Origin of the sequence: Undibacterium cyanobacteriorum, from assembly GCF_031326225.1 — a bacterium.
In the GTDB taxonomy this organism is placed as follows: domain Bacteria; phylum Pseudomonadota; class Gammaproteobacteria; order Burkholderiales; family Burkholderiaceae_D; genus Undibacterium; species Undibacterium cyanobacteriorum.
Window position 1 is genome coordinate 2,165,308 of record NZ_CP133720.1, and the last position, 17,369, is coordinate 2,182,676.

A 17,369-nucleotide genomic window follows, 5' to 3' on the forward strand; every position below is an offset into this window, starting at 1 on the left:
TTGTGCCATGACATGTTGGAGCAGCTTCGTGCGGAGTTGAGTGGCGCAGAACATAATATCGAAATGATCGATATCGATCTCGATGGGAATGAAGAATTACTCGAACAATATGATGAGCTTGTGCCGGTGCTTTGTGCTATCGATGCGCATGGACAAGCTCATCAGTTATGTCACTATTTTCTCGATTGTGACAAGCTTACTGCCTATCGATTGTCCCAATCATGACCAGCAAAAAAATAAACAGCCCAGCGCCACAAAGTTTGTCTCTTTTTGACTATGACGATGAGTTGATTTGCGGTGTTGATGAAGCCGGGCGAGGACCTCTAGCTGGTCCAGTTACGGCAGCAGCTGTGATTTTGGACCCCAATAATCCGATTGATGGATTGCGCGATTCGAAGAAGCTCAGCGAGGCACAGCGTGATGCCTTAGCCATCGAGATCAAAGAAAAAGCCTTAGCTTGGTCGATTGCCGAGTGCTCGGAGCAAGAGATAGATGAGCTCAATATTTTGCAAGCGACGATGCTGGCGATGCGTCGTGCAGTCGAAGGACTCAAAATACAACCAAGTCTCGCTTTGATTGACGGCAATCGTTGTCCAGTGATGCCTGTTCGATCGGAGGCTATTGTTAAGGGTGACGACAAAGTTCCGGCGATTTCGGCCGCGTCGATCTTAGCGAAAACTGCACGAGACCATCTCCTAGCGCGGCTGCATGAACAGTATCCTCAGTACGCATTGGACCAACACAAAGGCTACCCGACCGCTTTGCACTTAGAGCGATTGCGAGCATTCGGTGTCTCGCCGATCCACAGAAAATCATATGCACCAGTGAAGGCGCTCCTGAAAGACAAGGTATGAAACAAATTAGCTCGCGTGAAAACGCGCTCTACAAAGAACTTAAACAATTGGCCAGCAGCGCCAGTGCGCGCAGAAAGAGTGGCTTGTCTTTGTTGGATGGCACACATTTGTGCACCGCTTACTTACAGCACCGTGGTGTGCCGCAACAATGTGTGCTCGCAGAATCGAGTTTGCACAATCAAGAAGTTCATACTATCGTTAGCAGGCTTGAGGAGCAGCACGCGAATGTCATTGTTTTGACTGATGCCTTATACAACGCGATTAGCCAAGTTGAAAACGGCGTTGGTCTTTGTTTCGTCGTGCCGATACCTTGCTTGCAAGCTCCCGACGTGCTTAATGCTGATGCGGTGTTGCTGGATGGCCTTCAAGACCCTGGCAATCTTGGTTCCATACTGCGCAGTGCCGCAGCGGCGGGGATCAAGCAAGTTTTTTGCAGTGAAGGCAGTGCAGCCGCATGGTCGCCTAAAGTGTTGCGTGCTGGTATGGGAGCACATTTCGTGATCGATATTTTTGAAGGTGTAGATCTCAAAAGCTTGATTGCGAGCGCGAAGGTTCGAGTGCTTGCTACGAGCTCCCACACAGAGACGACGATCTATCACGCGGATCTAAAGCATCCGATCGCTTGGCTTTTCGGCCACGAAGGACAGGGCGTGTCTCCTGAATTGATGGAATTGGCAACAACCACTGTCACCATTCCCCAGCAACCCCAGATCGAATCTCTCAACGTGGCGGCAAGTGCCGCGATTTGTTTTTTCGAACAGGTTCGGCAAAAACTTCTTTGAAATCTCGAGTTCTTCGACCTACTATTTTCTTCATGGAAAAAGCTTTTGCATGATGTTGAGCGAATTTGGTGTTTGGAGTTGAGTGTTCATTCGGATTGTGTTTAATTGTCTGCAAAATTTTAATGAAAGTATCACTCTGCTATCATTTTTCGAGCACAATCGAGATACAATTCAAGCTTGTTGTAAAAAATACACTTTGTAAGATTGTGTATTAAATATATTCCTAAAATAGTTCATAGAGGCAGTGATTTCAAATGGCTAGTTCGACGATTCCTTATCAACCGAAAACGGTTATCGCTTATCCTTACACAGGAGATTATCGCATCGACGTGATGCTGTACGACTTGAGCAAACGTTGGAGCAAGCCCGGTGAGGCTGTAACCCTGACGTACAGTTTCACTTTCTTAGGGTTTGATAAACCTGCGCCAGGTGATCCGAATGGATATTCGCAATTCACAGAGCAGCAAAGAATCGCGACGCGCGAAATATTGAAGACAATTTCATCCCAGGTTGGTATTACATTTGTCGAAAAGGATGAAGCAAAAGGTGAAACCGGCGTTATTCGTTTTGGAAATAGCTACCAAAAAGATAGCTTGGGTGAAACTCAGGTCCAAATTCCAGTTTTCGCGTCTGTCTATTTGAACGGTTACGATGTTGGAGGCCTTACCGACTTCGTTCCTGGAGAACAAAACTACGCGACGCTTATTCATGAAATTGGACATGCACTTGGGCTCAAACATCCAGGCGACTACAATGGATTCTCCGGATCGTCCAACCAGAAAGGGAATTATCTTGCGAGCAGTGAAGATACAACTCTGGTTTCGATTATGTCTTATATCTCTGGTCCTCAAAAACAAGAGCGCGACTACTTTGGAAAATTTGACGTTCTAGCACTGCGGTATTTGTACGGTAAAGTTGAGTACAAGCTCGGTGATGACACCTACGTGTATTCTGATAGTGACGGCGCAGTTTTGAAGCTGATCGTTGACGATGGTGGTGTTGATACCATTAACGTTTCGAATGTCACAACTGGTGCAAAACTCGATTTGACGCCAGGTGCTAACTCTTCTTTTGGTATGCTGCCAACAAAGGTTTTGGCGAAAGATAATTTGTCAGTCGCGTTTGATGCAAAGATAGAGAATGTAATTGGTACAGCATTTAATGACAGTGTCGTTCTCAACAACGAGCCCAATCAGATTGATGGTGGAGCCGGTGTCGATACGGTCAAACTCGCAGGGTCACGCCTTCAAGTGCAAATGAGTAAATCTGTCGACGCGAATGGTAAGACCGTTCTTTCGATTGCCGATCAAGTCTTGAAAACGAACGTCGACAAATTGACTGGTGTTGAGACGATTCAATTCAACGACATGATTGTTGATACGACCGCAGCAGAAATCGCTCGTACCTTACCAGCCGCGACAGTACAGAAAATCGTAGAACTCTATATCGCTTACTTTAATCGCGTTCCCGATGGCGGCGGCATGGCATATTGGATGACGCAATATAAAAACGGTGCAACGATTGAGAAGATTGGTGAATCGTTTTACTTTATCGCAGTCAGTTCTATGTTCAGTGCATTGACGGGTTATTCTTCATCAATGACGAATGAGACTTTCGTGCGAACTATCTACAAAAACGTTCTTGGTCGCAATGAAGTAGATCAGGAAGGTTTAAATTATTGGACTAATGCTTTGAGTCTGCCAGCAGGTACTAAGGGCGCCGAAACACGTGGAACTTTGATCGACACAATACTTAACGCGGCGCATAGTTTCAAAGGCAAAGCGGATTATGGATTTGTGGCTGATCTACTCGATAATAAGTTCACTGTTGGAAAATTCTTCGCATTAGATCAAGGCCTCAGCTATTTGACGCCAGAAGAAACATACACGAAAGCGGTATTGATTTCTGAGGCGGTCACCCCGACAGATACTCAAGCTGCATTGAAATTGATCGGTATAAGCGATATGGATTTCGCACTGTAGGGTTTTAGCTTCTGGTTTGAGTGTGAATTGCGAACCTCAAAAGCCAAACAATAAAAAGCCCAATTAGTCTATAAAACTGATTGGGCTTTTTAATTTCTTCCTCGCGTTCGTCAGCGTCGGCCGATTGCTTGTAAGACAAAGAATCGGAATTGCGCGAGAATCATAAGCGCGAATCAGGTTTTACTTCTTGCAAAATCGTGGTGGCAATCTCCTCGATAGACTTTGCAGTCGATGAAAGCCAACGTATGCCTTCGCGCTTCATCATGGCCTCCGCTTCGTTCACCTCGTAACGACAGTTTTCAAGGGATGCATATTTACTGCCGGGACGGCGTTCATTGCGGATCTCGGAGAGCCGCTCGGGTGCAATACTCAAGCCGAAAATCTTTCCTTTGAACTGAGGTAAGGCTGAAGGTAGTTTGCCGCGTTCAAAATCATCTGGGATCAGTGGATAGTTAGCTGCCTTGATACCATACTGCATCGCTAAGTAGAGCGTGGTTGGTGTTTTACCCGAACGAGAAACGCCGACCAAGATCACGTCTGCTGCTTCAAGATTTTTGTTTGACTGGCCGTCATCATGAGCGAGCGAGAAGTTGATTGCTTCGATGCGGTTTTTGTATTCTTCAGTATCGGCAATATTATGGCTACGGCCAACTGTGTGGGTAGACTTGACCCCCAGTTCTTCTTCTAGAGGTGCGACAAAGGTTTGAATCAAATCCATGTGCAAACCTTTGGAACGGAAAATGACATGCGCCAGTTCCGGCTTGACCAAGGTAGAAAATACGATAGGGCGATTGCCAGTTAAATCGAAGGCTTCATTGATGCGTCGTACTGCATCTTCGGCTTTTTCGATGGTGTCGATAAATGGCAGGCGCACTTGTTTAAATTTCAGATCAAATTGGGTGATCACGGCATGGCCGAAAGCTTCTGCGGTAATCCCCGTGCCATCAGAAACAAAGAAAACAGTACGATTGGCATTCGGTAAGTGGTGAGCGTTTTGATCTGGCATAGTGAAATTGGCGGAAAAAATGTCGTGATGGCTTGGGGCGTGCGCGTTGTGTCTATTTTGCAGAGGTCGTCCTGTTTCGTTGCTGCTCTCGGGCTGCGTTTGCTTAATTGTCTAGACAAGCAATTGGGTTGAACAGAAGGCACGATCGCTCTTCTAGTGACTCTATTCTAAACGAGAAAGCTGATTGCAAAGCGGTTTCTCCTAGGGGTGGTATTGAAGTGCTGCGACGCTTTATTTCGTCGTTCATAGAGAGGTGAGGTGTACGATTTTGCGCACAATGTCAAAAAACGCAGACAAGTGAAACTTGATCTTGATATATTACTCAAATTCAACAAAAATTAGACTTTAATTGTGTAGGGCTAATGTGTTTTTTGCAGCGCACAAGGTACAATGCGTTCAGAATTTCTAAACCGTTGTTGGCGATACGATAAAGCCAAGAAAAAGAAGAATCGTGGGTCGTAATCGAACATCGGTGTATGCAAGCAGGGCGACAGATTTCTTATCATCAAAAAAGAGGTTGTTATGTCTAACGCAGCAAATACCGAGGCAACTTATGTCGCCTCGTTTGAGCATTTACGGATGACGGATGTTGAATCCGTTGGAGGTAAAAACGCTTCTCTCGGCGAAATGATCAGCCAATTAGCATCGGCTGGTGTTCGTGTCCCAGGTGGATTCGCCACCACCGCACAAGCTTTCCGTGATTTCTTGGCGTATAGCGCCGACGGTGGCGTATCGATCGCGCAGAAGATTGCGAATCGTTTAGAAAATTTGGATATCGAAGACGTAAAAGAATTGGCGAAGGCGGGTGCTGAGATTCGTCAATGGATTATCGATACGCCATTCCAGCCACGTTTGCAAAAAGAAATCGAAGAATTCTATGCGCGCTTAGTGGCAGATTCCAGCGCAGAAATGTCCTTCGCAGTGCGTTCTTCTGCAACGGCAGAAGATTTGCCAGATGCTTCATTCGCCGGCCAGCAAGAAACCTTCTTGAATGTGGTTGGGATCGATAACGTGTTGGAAGCAATCAAACATGTGTTTGCATCTTTGTACAACGATCGCGCAATCTCTTATCGCGTCCACAAAGGCTTTACCCACGCAGAAGTGGCTTTGTCTGCGGGCGTGCAACGCATGGTGCGTTCCGACGTTGGCGCCGCTGGCGTGATGTTCACCATTGATACTGAATCAGGCTTCAAAGACGTAGTCTTCATCACGTCCAGCTATGGTCTCGGTGAGACTGTGGTGCAAGGTGCGGTGAACCCAGACGAATTCTATGTGCACAAACCTATGCTCGAGCAAGGCAAGCTGCCTGTGATCCGCCGTAACATCGGTTCTAAATTGATCAAGATGGAATTTACTGGTGAGGCGAAAGCTGGTCGCTCAGTAAAAACTGTCGACGTGCCTATCGAATTACGCAATCGTTATTCTTTGACTGATGAAGAAGTCGTTGAATTGGCGAAGTACGCTGTGATCATCGAAAAGCATTATGCGCGTCCAATGGACATCGAATGGGGTAAAGATGGGCGCGACGGCAAACTCTACATTTTGCAAGCGCGTCCAGAAACAGTGAAGTCGCAACAAAAGGCGACCGATGCGCAGCAACGATTCAAGCTCAAAGGTACGGGCACTGTGTTGGTATCTGGCCGTGCGATTGGTCAAAAAATTGGTGCGGGTCGCGTTCGTGTGATTCATGATCCATCGGAGATGGAACGTGTACAACCAGGCGATGTGTTAGTTGCGGATATGACCGATCCTAACTGGGAACCTGTCATGAAGCGTGCTTCTGCGATTGTGACCAATCGTGGTGGCCGTACATGCCATGCGGCGATTATCGCGCGTGAGTTGGGTGTGCCGGCCGTGGTTGGTTGCGGTGATGCGACTGAAGTCTTGAAAGATGGAACTTTGGTGACGGTGTCCTGCGCAGAAGGCGACGAAGGGAAAATCTATGACGGTTTGCTCGAAACCGAAGTGACTGAAGAAGTCCGTGGTGATTTGCCGAAATTGCCAGTGAAGATTATGCTCAACGTTGGCAATCCACAGTTGGCGTTTGACTTCCAATCTGTGCCTAACGAGGGTGTCGGTTTGGCGCGCTTGGAATTCATCATTAACAACAATATTGGTGTGCATCCAAAAGCGATTTTGGAATACCCGAATATCGATCCTGATTTGAAGAAGGCAGTTGAATCGGTTGCTCGTGGTCATGCATCGCCGAAGGCTTTCTACGTCGATAAATTGGCTGAAGGTGTGGCGACGATTGCAGCAGCTTTCTGGCCTAAGAAAGTCATCGTGCGCTTGTCCGATTTTAAATCGAACGAGTATAAAAAACTGATTGGCGGTACACGCTACGAACCAGACGAAGAAAACCCAATGTTGGGTTTCCGCGGTGCTGCGCGTTATTTGGCAAAAGATTTTGCTGAGTCGTTTGAGATGGAATGCCAAGCCATGAAGCGCGTACGCAATGATATGGGCTTAACTAATGTGGAAATCATGGTGCCTTTCGTGCGTACCTTGGGTCAGGCGCAAAAAGTCGTCTCTTTGTTGGCGCAAAATGGTCTCAAGCGCGGCGAAAATGGTTTGCGTTTGATTATGATGTGCGAAGTACCATCGAATGCGATTTTGGCAGATGAATTCCTAGAGCATTTTGATGGCTTCTCGATTGGTTCTAACGACTTAACGCAATTGAGTTTAGGTCTCGATCGCGATTCTGGTATGGAGCTGTTGGCTGCAGATTTTGATGAACGTGACCCAGCAGTGAAAGCCTTGCTATCACGCGCCATCTCAGCATGTCGCAAAGCAGGGAAGTACGTTGGCATTTGTGGCCAAGGTCCGTCGGATCATCCAGACTTCGCGCAGTGGTTAATGCAAGAGGGCATCGAATCGATTTCCCTGAATCCTGATTCAGTCGTTGATACTTGGAAAAAATTGGCCAACTAAGATGGTCAACTAAGCTTGTTGATTTATGCTAAAGGAAAACGCTAGTTGGTGACGACTGGCGTTTTTCATTTGTGGGATTGGTTTGGTGTTGTTTTTAAGTGCTTTAGTCAACGGTGCACGTTTCTATTTTGTGTGTGTCATCTTCGTGTCATAGTGGGTGAGTAAGCTCCGAGCATCAAAACAAGAAAAAGACCAAGATTAAACCTTTTACTGCTCAAGATCCCGAAACCCTCCGCACCTTAGGTGTCGAGGGTTTTTTTGTTTTGAAATTACCGATGTCTTTCGGAGTATCATTGAACATAATGTTGCTTTATTAATTGTTATCGAGATGTGCTTTTACAAGGAGAAAAAGAAATGGAAGCATGGATGTGGTGGTTGATCGCAGCGGGTGCCGTTGTGATTTTGGAGTTGATGACGGGGACTTTCTATTTGTTGATGGTCTCAATCGGTTTGCTAGCCGGTGCGGCAATGGCGAGTTTGTTTGATTCGGTCGCGTTGCAATTGGTGGTGGCTGCAGTGGTTGGTGCGGTGGCGACGACCTGTTTGCACTTCAGTCGTTTTGGATTACAGCACAAGCCCGAGGTCAGCAGCAATCCTAACGTCAATATCGATATTGGACAGCAGTTGGATATCAACGAATGGACCGATGCAGGAAATGGGCGCTTTGTGGCGCGTAGCAAATATCGTGGCGCGCTGTGGGACATTGAATTGCAGCATGGGCATGCCAACAATGGGCGCTTTGAGATCGTGCAGGTTGTTGGAAGTCGATTGGTAGTTCGTCCTGTGCTTTAAGATAGGTTTCGAAAAGTAGTTGAAGCTTGGTGGATCAGTTTAAGAAGAATTTGAGCGTTAAATAAATAAAGAGAAAAAGGATAAAACATGGAAAATTCAACATTTGTCGTATTTGTTTTGTTTATGGTGGCCTTGGTGTTCATCATGAAAACAGTGAAGGTCGTACCACAACAAGATGCTTGGGTGGTGGAGCGATTGGGTAAATACCACGCAACGCTAGCGCCAGGGCTCAATATCGTGGTTCCGTTTGTGGATCGCATTGCATATAAACACGTATTGAAAGAAATCCCATTGGACGTGCCACCGCAAGTGTGTATCACGAAGGATAATACGCAGCTGCAAGTGGACGGTATTTTGTACTTTCAAATTACAGACGCAATGCGAGCCTCGTATGGCTCGTCAAACTACATCGCGGCGATTACGCAGTTAGCGCAGACAACTTTGCGTTCAGTGATTGGTAAGATGGAGCTCGACAAAACTTTCGAAGAGCGCGAACACATTAACACCACGATTGTGAACGCGATCGATGAATCTGCAGCGAATTGGGGCGTGAAAGTTTTGCGTTATGAGATCAAAGACTTGACACCACCAAAAGAAATCCTACATGCGATGCAAGCGCAAATTACGGCTGAACGCGAGAAACGCGCCTTGATCGCTGCATCGGAAGGTCGCAAGCAAGAGCAAATCAATATCGCTTCGGGCGAACGTGAGGCAGCTATTGCGAAATCTGAAGGTGAAAAACAAGCTGCAATCAATCGTGCACAAGGTCAAGCAGCGGCAATCTTGGCGATTGCAGAGGCAAGTTCAGAAGCGATTCGTAAAACAGCCTCAGCGATTCGCGAACCAGGCGGTGAAGATGCTGTGAATTTGAAGGTGGCGGAGCAATACGTAGCAGCCTTTGGTAATTTGGCGAAGACCAATAATTCCATTATTGTGCCTGCGAATATGAGTGATATGAGCGGCCTCATTGCGAGTGCGATGCAAGTTGTGAAATCCACTAAATAATTTGCTTAAAATTGTTGTAGAGCGGGTGAAGTTCGATATCCCACTTTAGCTCAATTGGATTGGGGTAATTTCTCTTTGTCGGCACTAGCAGCAACAAAGCCCAATCGGTAACACGTCTGGGTTTTGTTGTTTTTAATGCTATTCCTGTTGATGTCAAAAAGATTTGTTTTTATACTAATTCTATGAGGCTATTTTTTCCGGCTGACTAAGAGGGAGTTAAAAATGAATCAACCACGCCGTTACGTTTTGCGCCGTTTCGTCCAAGGTCTCGGCCACACAAGCGTTGGGCTAATTAGCCTATTTCATTTGAATGTGATATCGGAAGCATTAGCTTCCGAGGTGTCGCACGATAAAAGAAGGGTACAAAAGCAGGCTCGCAAGCTGGAGTCCACAGCTTTACCGTTAGTTCTCCCTGAAACCTTGAGTTCATTGGATCGCTTAAAGGGGAAGCCATCTGACTACTATGTGAGCGAGAAACTCGATGGTGTGCGTGCTTATTGGAATGGAAAACAGCTTTTATTTCGTAGTGGGCGAGTGATACCTGCGCCTTCGTGGTTCGTTCAAGACTTCCCTGTCGACATAGAACTTGATGGAGAGCTCTGGATGGCACGAGGAAAGTTTGAAGAGCTTTCAGCTGCAGTTCGTCGGTCGCAGCTCGATCACGATGAATGGCGTCAAATTAAATTCTGCTTGTTTGAGCTTCCCCATGGTAAAGGCGAATTCAGTAATCGATATTTGGAATTACAAAGTCTAGTAAAACGACTACGAGTACCTTGGTTGCATATAGTAGATCAAGTGGAATTTGCCACACTGGCGGCCATTAATAATCACTTTCATGACCTAACCAAAGCAGGTGCTGAGGGCGTAGTGTTACACGCGAAGCAGGCAAGCTTCATTGGCGCACGAAATGCCGCGATGTTCAAATATAAACCGTTTTTTGATGCCGAGGCTCAGGTTGTTAGGCATCTTGAGGGAAGCGGAAAATACCAAGGAAAGCTGGGAGCCTATCTCGTTGAAAATCGGGATGGTCTGCGCTTTAAAATAGGCTCCGGTTTTAGCGACGAAATGCGTGATAAACCTTTGCCGGTTGGAACATGGCTCACATATCGCTATCGCGAATTGAATCCGAGCGGTGTGCCTCGATTCGCAACTTATCTGCGCGAATACGATGCCGATTGACTGCGTTCATTTTGAGAGTCGTCGATAGACATGAGAGGGAACGGATTCCATAGTCGTTCATTAGTTCGTTCAATCCACGCTGTATTTTTTTCTGAGTATTTCCAAGAGCCCGGTTGCCTTTATCTTTTCAAATGCAGCTTTTAGTTTGTTGACAGTGACAGCATCGGTCGACTTATTGACAGCGAAATAAAATTGGAAATCTTCATCGAGAGTATAGATGGGTTCGATGTCTTCTAATCGATATGGCAAATGCTCTAACTCATAGCGTGCACCACCGCTGGTCGCGAGGATAAAATCAATTCGCCTGAAAAATAACTTCTTCATGTTTGAGGTCGTTGTTGGCGCCTCGTCGATTTGTTGTTTGCTGAACAAGCCTCGTTCAACAACGAGTTTAATGGCGGAAGTATCACGTACAATGCCGACCCGATACTTCCGTAGATCAGCTTCAGATTTGATTTGAATATCACGCCTCTCTTTGAGCTTAAACAGTCGCATTTTCCGAGGCCCGATCGGACCTATCCATTCAAAGTAGGCTTCTCGTTCGGGAGTCCTAGTCGTTGTGTACAGCAAACTGCTGGGCTCAGTGCTCGCGCTCAGATAGGCGCGTCCCCAAGGAAGCATGGTGAAGCTTGAATTGAGCCCAGCCTCTTTCAACATTGCCTTCAGAATCTCGGTCGAATAACCAGTGAATTCGCCATCTTCAAGATAGTTATACGGGGGAAGATGTTCGGTATAAATTTTGATCGTAGCTTGACCTTGAGTTGCGTGCGCGGTGCTCGCCAGAAGGATTGTCGACAGCAAGACGAGCGAGACTAGCTTAGAGAGGCTCGTATTGGTCTGCAGCATCGTATGGAAATTACATTTCATAACGTCCAATGGTAAGACCGAATGTGGGTGCTGGCAAGGTTTGATGCGACAACTGGAGCGTGCAAGCAACGGCATTAATCGCATCAACCCACGTGGTGATGCCGAATCTAATGTTAGCAGTGATCAGACCTTAAACAGCAGCCTCGAGTAGTTCCTGTTGTTCCAACCATTCCATCTCAAGTTGTTCAAGTTCTTTGCTGACGTAGGCTTGATCCAATACCAAGTTTTTCAAAACTTCTTTGTTCGCCTCGTCGTAGATGCTAGGCTCGCTGAGCTGCTGTGTACAAGATTCTTTCTTCGCATTCAGTTTAGCCATCTGCTCTTCAAGACGTTTAATGCGTGCTTCAATCGGTTTTCTAATCGCTGATAGACGTTGTCGCTCTTCTGCCTCGCGACGTTTACGTTCTTTGTCGTCTATTGGATTAGCGCTCGATTTGTTGGAGCTTGAAGCACTTACGCTAATCGATGTACTTTCATTGTTCGATGGCGGTTTTGACGTCGATGTACCAGACGATTGGGCGAGTTTAGTTTCGTATAACCATTGTTTGTAATCGTCAAGATCGCCATCAAATGGCAACAAGCGGCCATCTGCGACGATCAAGAATTGATCAGTCGTAGCACGCAACAGATGGCGATCATGTGAAACGACCACCAAGGTGCCTTCAAATTGAGCCAATGCCTCAGTCAAGGCCTCACGCGTTTCTAGATCCAAGTGATTGGTCGGTTCGTCGAGTAGCAAAAGATTGGGGCGCTGCCACACGATCATCGCCAAAGCTAAGCGCGCTTTTTCACCGCCGGAAAATGGCGCGATCGGACTCGTGACCATGGTTCCTGGAAAATTGAACGAACCGAGGAAATTCCGTAAATCTTGTTCACGTGCTTCTGGTGCGATATGCGCCAAGTGCCACAGCGGCGATTCATCGTGGCGTAGCATTTCTACTTGATGCTGGGCGAAGTAACCGATCGACAATCCTTTACCGGTGGTGATGGTGCCAGCAAGAGCGGGAATTTCGCCAACAATGGTTTTAATTAAGGTTGATTTACCAGCGCCATTGATCCCAAGCAGGCCGATGCGTTGCCCGATTTGCAGTGAGAATTTGACCTTGCGAACGATGGTCTTGATCTCACTGTTCTGGTCGTCTTCAGCGTCGATACGATAGCCGCAATCGACTTCATCCATCACCAGCATAGGATTCGGTGCGCTCAGTGGCTCGCGGAATTCAAATGAAAATTCAGCAGCGGCACGCAAAGGCGCTAATTCTTCCATGCGCTCCAACGCTTTGATGCGACTTTGGGCTTGTTTCGCTTTGGTCGCTTTTGCAGAGAATCGATCGATGAAGGATTGCAAATGAGCGCGTTTACGATTTTGTTTTTCGATCGCACTTTGTGCTAATACCATTTGCGCCGCACGTTGGCGTTCAAACGCAGAATAATTGCCAGAGTAACGTTTGAGTTTTTTGTCGTCGATATGCACGACTACATTCACCACACCATCCAAGAAGTCGCGATCATGGGAAATGATGATCAGCGTCCCTTGATAGCGTTTGAGCCAATCCTCTAGCCAAATAATGGCATCCAAGTCGAGATGGTTGGTCGGTTCATCGAGTAAGAGCAAATCGGAGCGACACATCAGCGCTTGTGCCAAGTTTAAGCGCATACGCCATCCACCTGAGAAGCTGGCCACAGGCAAATCCATCTGCTCTTGGGAGAAGCCGAGTCCCGTCAATAGTTGTTCGCCACGCGAACGCACCGTATAGGCATCGGCGTCGGCCAAGGCGGAGTGTAGTTCGGCGATCGCGATCCCATGTTCTTCGTGATCATCTCGCTGTTCCAACTCCGATAATTGCGCCTCGAATCTGCGCAAGCGTTCGTCGCCATCAATCGCATAGTCGATCGCACTACGTTGCAGTGGTGGCGTCTCTTGTGCGACATGCGCCATTTGCCAGCTGGCGGGAAAATCGATACTACCTTGATCGGGATGAATCTCACCCCGCAACATGGCAAACAAACTGGATTTGCCCGCACCATTTGAGCCAATGAGGCCGATCTTGTCGCCCGGATTCAAGCTGAGGTCAACTTGCTCAAACAATGATTTGGTACCGCGGGCGAGGTTGACTTGTTGAAGGCGGATCATAGGAACTTAAGTTAAAGCAGAAAATGAGAGATCGTTTCACTGAAAGAGAAACGATCTGAATAAGAATTTTTTGCTCGGTAGTGATTGAGCAATTGAGTCGGCAAAGCAGAAGTGAACCGCTGAAACGTCTTAAAGATCTTGGATCTGTTCAGCGGTCAGCATGAACACCATGTCGTCACCTGCACTGGTGGTCAGCCAAGTGAGGCCAAGCTCATCAAAAGCTTGTTCTGCATAAATGCGTTCATTGCCGATTTCAACCATCAAAATGCCATTTGGCTTCAGGCGCTGACCAGCACCGGCAACAATTTTTCGCACTAAATCCATACCATCGTCACCGCCCGCTAAAGCGATTTGTGGCTCGTGCAAGTACTCTTTAGGAAGTCGACTCATGGATTGCGAATTCACGTAAGGTGGATTCGTGATGATCAAATCGTATTGTTTGTCCGGGACATTGGCGTAGAGATCGGACTGTATCAATTGAATGCGATCTTCAAGCTCATAACGTTCCACATTAATGCGCGCCACGGCGAGGGCGTCGGCAGAAATATCGACCGCGTCGACTTGTGCGTTATCGAAAGCATCGGCCAGCATAATCGGCAAACAGCCAGAGCCAGTGCAGAGTTCAAGAATGTCGGTGACTTCGTCGGGATCTTGCACCCATGGGGCGAAGCGCTCTGGAATCAGTTCAGCGATAAACGATCGCGGCACGATGACGCGTTCATCGACGTAGAAGTTGTAAGTGCCGAGCCACGCTTCTTTGGTGATGTAAGATGCAGGTACACGCTCAGTGGCGCGGCGTTCGATCACTGCCAAAGCAGTGTCGATTTCAGAGGCCAGCAAGCGCGCGTCGAGAAAGGGCTCTATCTTATCCAGCGGCAGTTTCAAAGTATGCAGCAATAAATAGGCAGCTTCATCTAAGGCATTGGCGCTGCCGTGACCAAAGAATAATTGTTCGGTGTTGAAACGCGTGACCGCATAACGCAAGAGATCGCGTAATGTTTGAAATGGTGTACTGTTTGAAGTCATGATGCTTACCTTTCCTCGTCTGAATAACGAGTGATTTTTGTTTTTCTGCTTTATTTTGGCAGAAGAAGATTTTCGAGTGTTCGACGATAAATATTCTTGAGCGGATCGATGTATTTCAATTCGATATGTTCATCGATTTTATGAATGCTGGCATTGGGTGGTCCGAACTCGACGACTTGTGGGCAGATTTTGGCGATAAAACGACCATCAGAGGTGCCACCTGTGGTGGAAAGTTCTGTCACAACGCCAGTCTCGGCCAAAATGGCAGAGGCGAGTGCCTCACTCAAATCGCCTTTTGGTGTTAAGAACGGATAGCCGCCGATGGTCCATTTGAGATCATAGTCGAGCGCGTGTCGGTCGAGGATGGCGTGGACACGTTGCTGCAAACCCTCTGCAGTGCTCGCCGTGCAAAAACGGAAATTGAAGTCAATCACAATTTCGCCGGGGATCACATTTGATGCGCCGGTACCCGCATGGATATTTGACATTTGCCACGAAGTTGGAAGGTAATACTCATTACCGTGATCCCACACTTCATTGACCAAATCATTCAGCGCAGGCGCAAGCAGATGAATCGGGTTTTTTGCGAGCTGGGGGTACGCAATATGGCCCTGCACACCTTTTACGGTGAGTTTGCCGGACATGGTTCCGCGCCGTCCATTTTTGATGGTGTCACCTAGAACTTCGCTCGAGGTCGGTTCGCCAACGATGCAGTAATCGAGTTGCTCGCCACGCTCTTTGAGTTGATTGCAGACGACCACTGTACCATCAGTTGCCGGACCTTCCTCATCGCTCGTAATCAAGAAACCGATCGAGCCTTGGTGTTCTGGATGTGCTTGAATGAATTCTTCGGTCGCGACAACGAAGGCCGCAATCGAAGTCTTCATATCAGCTGCGCCGCGCCCGAATAATTTGCCGTCACGATGTGTTGGTGAGAACGGTGCGGAAGACCATTGGTTGACTGGGCCTGTCGGCACGACATCAGTGTGTCCCGCGAAGACCACTAGAGGTTGCTGTGTGCCACGACGGGCCCACAAATTGGTGACGTCACCTGATTGAATGGTTTCGCATGCAAAACCTAATGGTTGCAAGAGGCTAATCAAGGTTTGCTGGCAGCCTTTGTCTTCGGGGGTAACGGAATCTAAACCGATCAATTGCTCGGTGAGCGCGAGAGTTTTGCTCATAAAAATGTCAGGAAAAGAGGGCTTGGTAGCGCTCGGTGGAGAAGCCGACGTGGACCTTTAGTGCGTTGCCATGATCGATCACGAGCACTGGGCGTTTTATGACGGATGATTGTTCTACCATCAAAGAAATTGCGCTTAGTGTGTCGTCTGCGCGTAGCTTGTCTGCATCGGAAAGAGCGCGCCACGTTGTGCCCTTACGATTGATCAGGGTTGCTAGATCGGAATCGGTGAGCCAAGTTTCAACGGTGCTCTTTGTTAATCCATCTTTTTTAAAGTTATGGAAGACGAAATTGATCCCATGCTCATCCAACCAAGTGCGAGCCTTTTTGACGGTATCGCAGTTCGGGATGCCGTACATCGTGATTGTTCGTGGTGTCGTCATGCAATGATAGATTCTTGTCTTGCGGGGGCAAATCGCTAGTTTTAAAGGGTCAACGTGAATTCAGTGAAGGTCGCTTGATCCTTCAGCTCTGGTTCGGGTTCCGGCTCAGGCACAGGTTGATTTTTCTGTGCCAACTGTGCGTCGTTATTAATCAGCCATAACAAGTTATTGGCAGAATCCGCGTTCGCCAAGCCTTCATCTTGAGTGATTAAGCCGTCTTTGATGAGTTGTAGTAGCGCGCGTTCAAAGGTTTGTGAACCAGGCGCTAAGCTCTTCTCAATGGCTTCCTTAATTTGGAAGATGTTACCTTGTTCGATCAGCTCGGCAACGTAACGAGTATTGAGCATGATTTCGACTGCCGGGCATCGTCCACCATTAGCGGCCTTAATGAGGCGTTGCGAGATAATTGCTTTGACGGAAGCTGCCAAATCGAGCAGGAGTGCGCTTCGATTTTCAATCGGGAAGAAACTAATAATGCGATTTAAAGCCTGATAGCTGTTGTTAGCATGCAAGGTTGCCACAACCAAGTGACCGGATTGCGCATAAGCGATCGCCGCCATCATGGTCTCTAGATCGCGAATCTCACCAATCAAAATGCAATCAGGTGCTTGGCGCAAGGAATTTCGCAAAGCGGTTTTGAGACTATCAGCGTCAGTGCCAACCTCGCGTTGATTCACAATCGATTTTTTGCTGCGGAATAGATATTCGATCGGATCTTCGATCGTCAAAATGTGACCAGTCTTAGTCTCATTGCGAAAATCCAACATTGACGCAATGGAGGTTGACTTTCCTGAACCGGTTGCGCCGACAACGAGAATGAGACCACGCTTCTCCATGATTAATTCGGACAAAACGGGAGGCAGATTGAGCGTGTTCAAAGCTGGAATGACGCCGGGAACGAAACGAAATACAGCCGAAGTCGAACCACGTTGTTTGAAGGCAGATAAACGGAAGCGACCTATACCAGGCGCGCCAATACCAATGTTGAGTTCATTGTCGCGCTTAAATTGCGCGAGGTGTTCAGGTGAGACAACCTCTGCTAACAAAGTCATGATGTTATCTTCATCCATGCGTTGCTGATTGATCGGCAGGAGGTTGCCATTGATTTTGAGATGAATGGGAGAATTAATCGCGAAGAACATATCTGACGCGTTTTTGTCCTTCATGAGTTGAAACAGACGATCCATTGCCATGTTAATTCCCCCTTTATCTATGTCGCTGTGTTTTTGCTATTTTGAGATCCAC

Annotated in this window: 15 protein-coding genes; 8 read left to right on the forward strand and 7 right to left on the reverse strand. The window is 47.4% G+C overall.

All coding sequences use genetic code 11. The annotated features are described in order from the left end of the window. Positions 1 to 12: 12 nt before the first annotated feature. The 4 genes from RF679_RS09050 to RF679_RS09065 all read left to right on the forward strand — a co-directional run bounded on the left by RF679_RS09050 (position 13) and on the right by RF679_RS09065 (position 3,618). A complete protein-coding gene (locus RF679_RS09050) occupies positions 13 to 225 on the forward strand; it encodes a glutaredoxin family protein (protein WP_373921750.1) in 213 nt (70 codons plus the stop codon). Beyond that, a complete protein-coding gene (rnhB, locus tag RF679_RS09055; RefSeq protein ID WP_309483879.1) occupies positions 222 to 854 on the forward strand; it encodes a ribonuclease HII in 633 nt (210 codons plus the stop codon). The genes RF679_RS09050 and rnhB overlap by 4 nt, the downstream gene beginning before the upstream one ends. Beyond that, a complete protein-coding gene (locus tag RF679_RS09060; RefSeq protein WP_309483880.1) occupies positions 851 to 1,636 on the forward strand; it encodes a TrmH family RNA methyltransferase in 786 nt (261 codons plus the stop codon). The genes rnhB and RF679_RS09060 overlap by 4 nt, the downstream gene beginning before the upstream one ends. 254 nt (positions 1,637 to 1,890) lie before the next feature. Next, entirely contained in the window at positions 1,891 to 3,618 is a 1,728-nt protein-coding gene (locus RF679_RS09065; protein ID WP_309483881.1) for a DUF4214 domain-containing protein, read from the forward strand. A gap of 160 nt (positions 3,619 to 3,778) precedes the next feature. On the opposite strand, the gene ppsR is transcribed toward RF679_RS09065, so the two are convergent. Next, positions 3,779 to 4,624 (reverse strand): posphoenolpyruvate synthetase regulatory kinase/phosphorylase PpsR, encoded by an 846-nt coding sequence (ppsR, locus tag RF679_RS09070; RefSeq protein ID WP_309483882.1) that lies wholly within the window; start codon positions 4,622 to 4,624, stop codon positions 3,779 to 3,781. 522 nt (positions 4,625 to 5,146) lie between these two features. Here ppsR and ppsA point away from each other — a divergent pair. The 4 genes from ppsA (at position 5,147) to RF679_RS09090 (ending at position 10,531) form a co-directional block, all read left to right on the forward strand. After that, entirely contained in the window at positions 5,147 to 7,555 is a 2,409-nt protein-coding gene (ppsA, locus tag RF679_RS09075; protein WP_309483883.1) for a phosphoenolpyruvate synthase, read from the forward strand. Between the two features lie 354 nt (positions 7,556 to 7,909). Continuing rightward, positions 7,910 to 8,347: an NfeD family protein gene (locus tag RF679_RS09080; protein WP_309483884.1), complete on the forward strand. Its 438-nt coding sequence runs from the start codon at positions 7,910 to 7,912 to the stop codon at positions 8,345 to 8,347. Between the two features lie 87 nt (positions 8,348 to 8,434). Beyond that, positions 8,435 to 9,352 (forward strand): SPFH domain-containing protein, encoded by a 918-nt coding sequence (locus RF679_RS09085; RefSeq protein WP_309483885.1) that lies wholly within the window; start codon positions 8,435 to 8,437, stop codon positions 9,350 to 9,352. A gap of 222 nt (positions 9,353 to 9,574) precedes the next feature. Continuing rightward, the gene (locus RF679_RS09090) at positions 9,575 to 10,531 is read left to right on the forward strand and encodes a DNA ligase (RefSeq protein ID WP_309483886.1); all 957 of its coding nucleotides are present in this window, start codon (positions 9,575 to 9,577) and stop codon (positions 10,529 to 10,531) included. 69 nt (positions 10,532 to 10,600) lie between these two features. Here the strand turns inward: RF679_RS09090 and RF679_RS09095 are convergent, their stop codons facing one another. From RF679_RS09095 to RF679_RS09120, 6 genes are all read right to left on the reverse strand, one after another. Next, positions 10,601 to 11,398: a substrate-binding periplasmic protein gene (locus RF679_RS09095; protein ID WP_309483887.1), complete on the reverse strand. Its 798-nt coding sequence runs from the start codon at positions 11,396 to 11,398 to the stop codon at positions 10,601 to 10,603. Positions 11,399 to 11,528: 130 nt separating this feature from the next. Continuing rightward, a complete protein-coding gene (locus RF679_RS09100; protein ID WP_309483888.1) occupies positions 11,529 to 13,532 on the reverse strand; it encodes an ATP-binding cassette domain-containing protein in 2,004 nt (667 codons plus the stop codon). Positions 13,533 to 13,661: 129 nt separating this feature from the next. After that, on the reverse strand, positions 13,662 to 14,558 hold the full coding sequence (prmB, locus tag RF679_RS09105; RefSeq protein ID WP_309483889.1) for a 50S ribosomal protein L3 N(5)-glutamine methyltransferase: 897 nt from the start codon (positions 14,556 to 14,558) through the stop codon (positions 13,662 to 13,664). 50 nt (positions 14,559 to 14,608) lie between these two features. Beyond that, the gene (gene dapE, locus RF679_RS09110; protein ID WP_309483890.1) at positions 14,609 to 15,742 is read right to left on the reverse strand and encodes a succinyl-diaminopimelate desuccinylase; all 1,134 of its coding nucleotides are present in this window, start codon (positions 15,740 to 15,742) and stop codon (positions 14,609 to 14,611) included. A gap of 7 nt (positions 15,743 to 15,749) precedes the next feature. Further along, the gene (locus tag RF679_RS09115; RefSeq protein WP_309483891.1) at positions 15,750 to 16,124 is read right to left on the reverse strand and encodes an arsenate reductase; all 375 of its coding nucleotides are present in this window, start codon (positions 16,122 to 16,124) and stop codon (positions 15,750 to 15,752) included. Positions 16,125 to 16,165: 41 nt separating this feature from the next. Then, on the reverse strand, positions 16,166 to 17,317 hold the full coding sequence (locus RF679_RS09120) for a PilT/PilU family type 4a pilus ATPase (RefSeq protein ID WP_309483892.1): 1,152 nt from the start codon (positions 17,315 to 17,317) through the stop codon (positions 16,166 to 16,168). Between the last annotated feature and the right edge of the window lie 52 nt (positions 17,318 to 17,369).

Coding starts and splice junctions, on each gene's coding strand:
- RF679_RS09085 (WP_309483885.1), top strand. CDS start 8,435: ATGGAAAATTCAACATTTGTCGTATTTGTTTTGTTTATGGTGGCCTTG.
- prmB (WP_309483889.1), bottom strand. CDS start 14,558: ATGACTTCAAACAGTACACCATTTCAAACATTACGCGATCTCTTGCGT.
- RF679_RS09120 (WP_309483892.1), bottom strand. CDS start 17,317: ATGGCAATGGATCGTCTGTTTCAACTCATGAAGGACAAAAACGCGTCA.
- ppsA (WP_309483883.1), top strand. CDS start 5,147: ATGTCTAACGCAGCAAATACCGAGGCAACTTATGTCGCCTCGTTTGAG.
- RF679_RS09090 (WP_309483886.1), top strand. CDS start 9,575: ATGAATCAACCACGCCGTTACGTTTTGCGCCGTTTCGTCCAAGGTCTC.
- RF679_RS09080 (WP_309483884.1), top strand. CDS start 7,910: ATGGAAGCATGGATGTGGTGGTTGATCGCAGCGGGTGCCGTTGTGATT.
- dapE (WP_309483890.1), bottom strand. CDS start 15,742: ATGAGCAAAACTCTCGCGCTCACCGAGCAATTGATCGGTTTAGATTCC.
- RF679_RS09065 (WP_309483881.1), top strand. CDS start 1,891: ATGGCTAGTTCGACGATTCCTTATCAACCGAAAACGGTTATCGCTTAT.
- ppsR (WP_309483882.1), bottom strand. CDS start 4,624: ATGCCAGATCAAAACGCTCACCACTTACCGAATGCCAATCGTACTGTT.
- RF679_RS09100 (WP_309483888.1), bottom strand. CDS start 13,532: ATGATCCGCCTTCAACAAGTCAACCTCGCCCGCGGTACCAAATCATTG.
- RF679_RS09050 (WP_373921750.1), top strand. CDS start 13: ATGTTGGAGCAGCTTCGTGCGGAGTTGAGTGGCGCAGAACATAATATC.
- rnhB (WP_309483879.1), top strand. CDS start 222: ATGACCAGCAAAAAAATAAACAGCCCAGCGCCACAAAGTTTGTCTCTT.
- RF679_RS09095 (WP_309483887.1), bottom strand. CDS start 11,398: ATGAAATGTAATTTCCATACGATGCTGCAGACCAATACGAGCCTCTCT.
- RF679_RS09060 (WP_309483880.1), top strand. CDS start 851: ATGAAACAAATTAGCTCGCGTGAAAACGCGCTCTACAAAGAACTTAAA.
- RF679_RS09115 (WP_309483891.1), bottom strand. CDS start 16,124: ATGACGACACCACGAACAATCACGATGTACGGCATCCCGAACTGCGAT.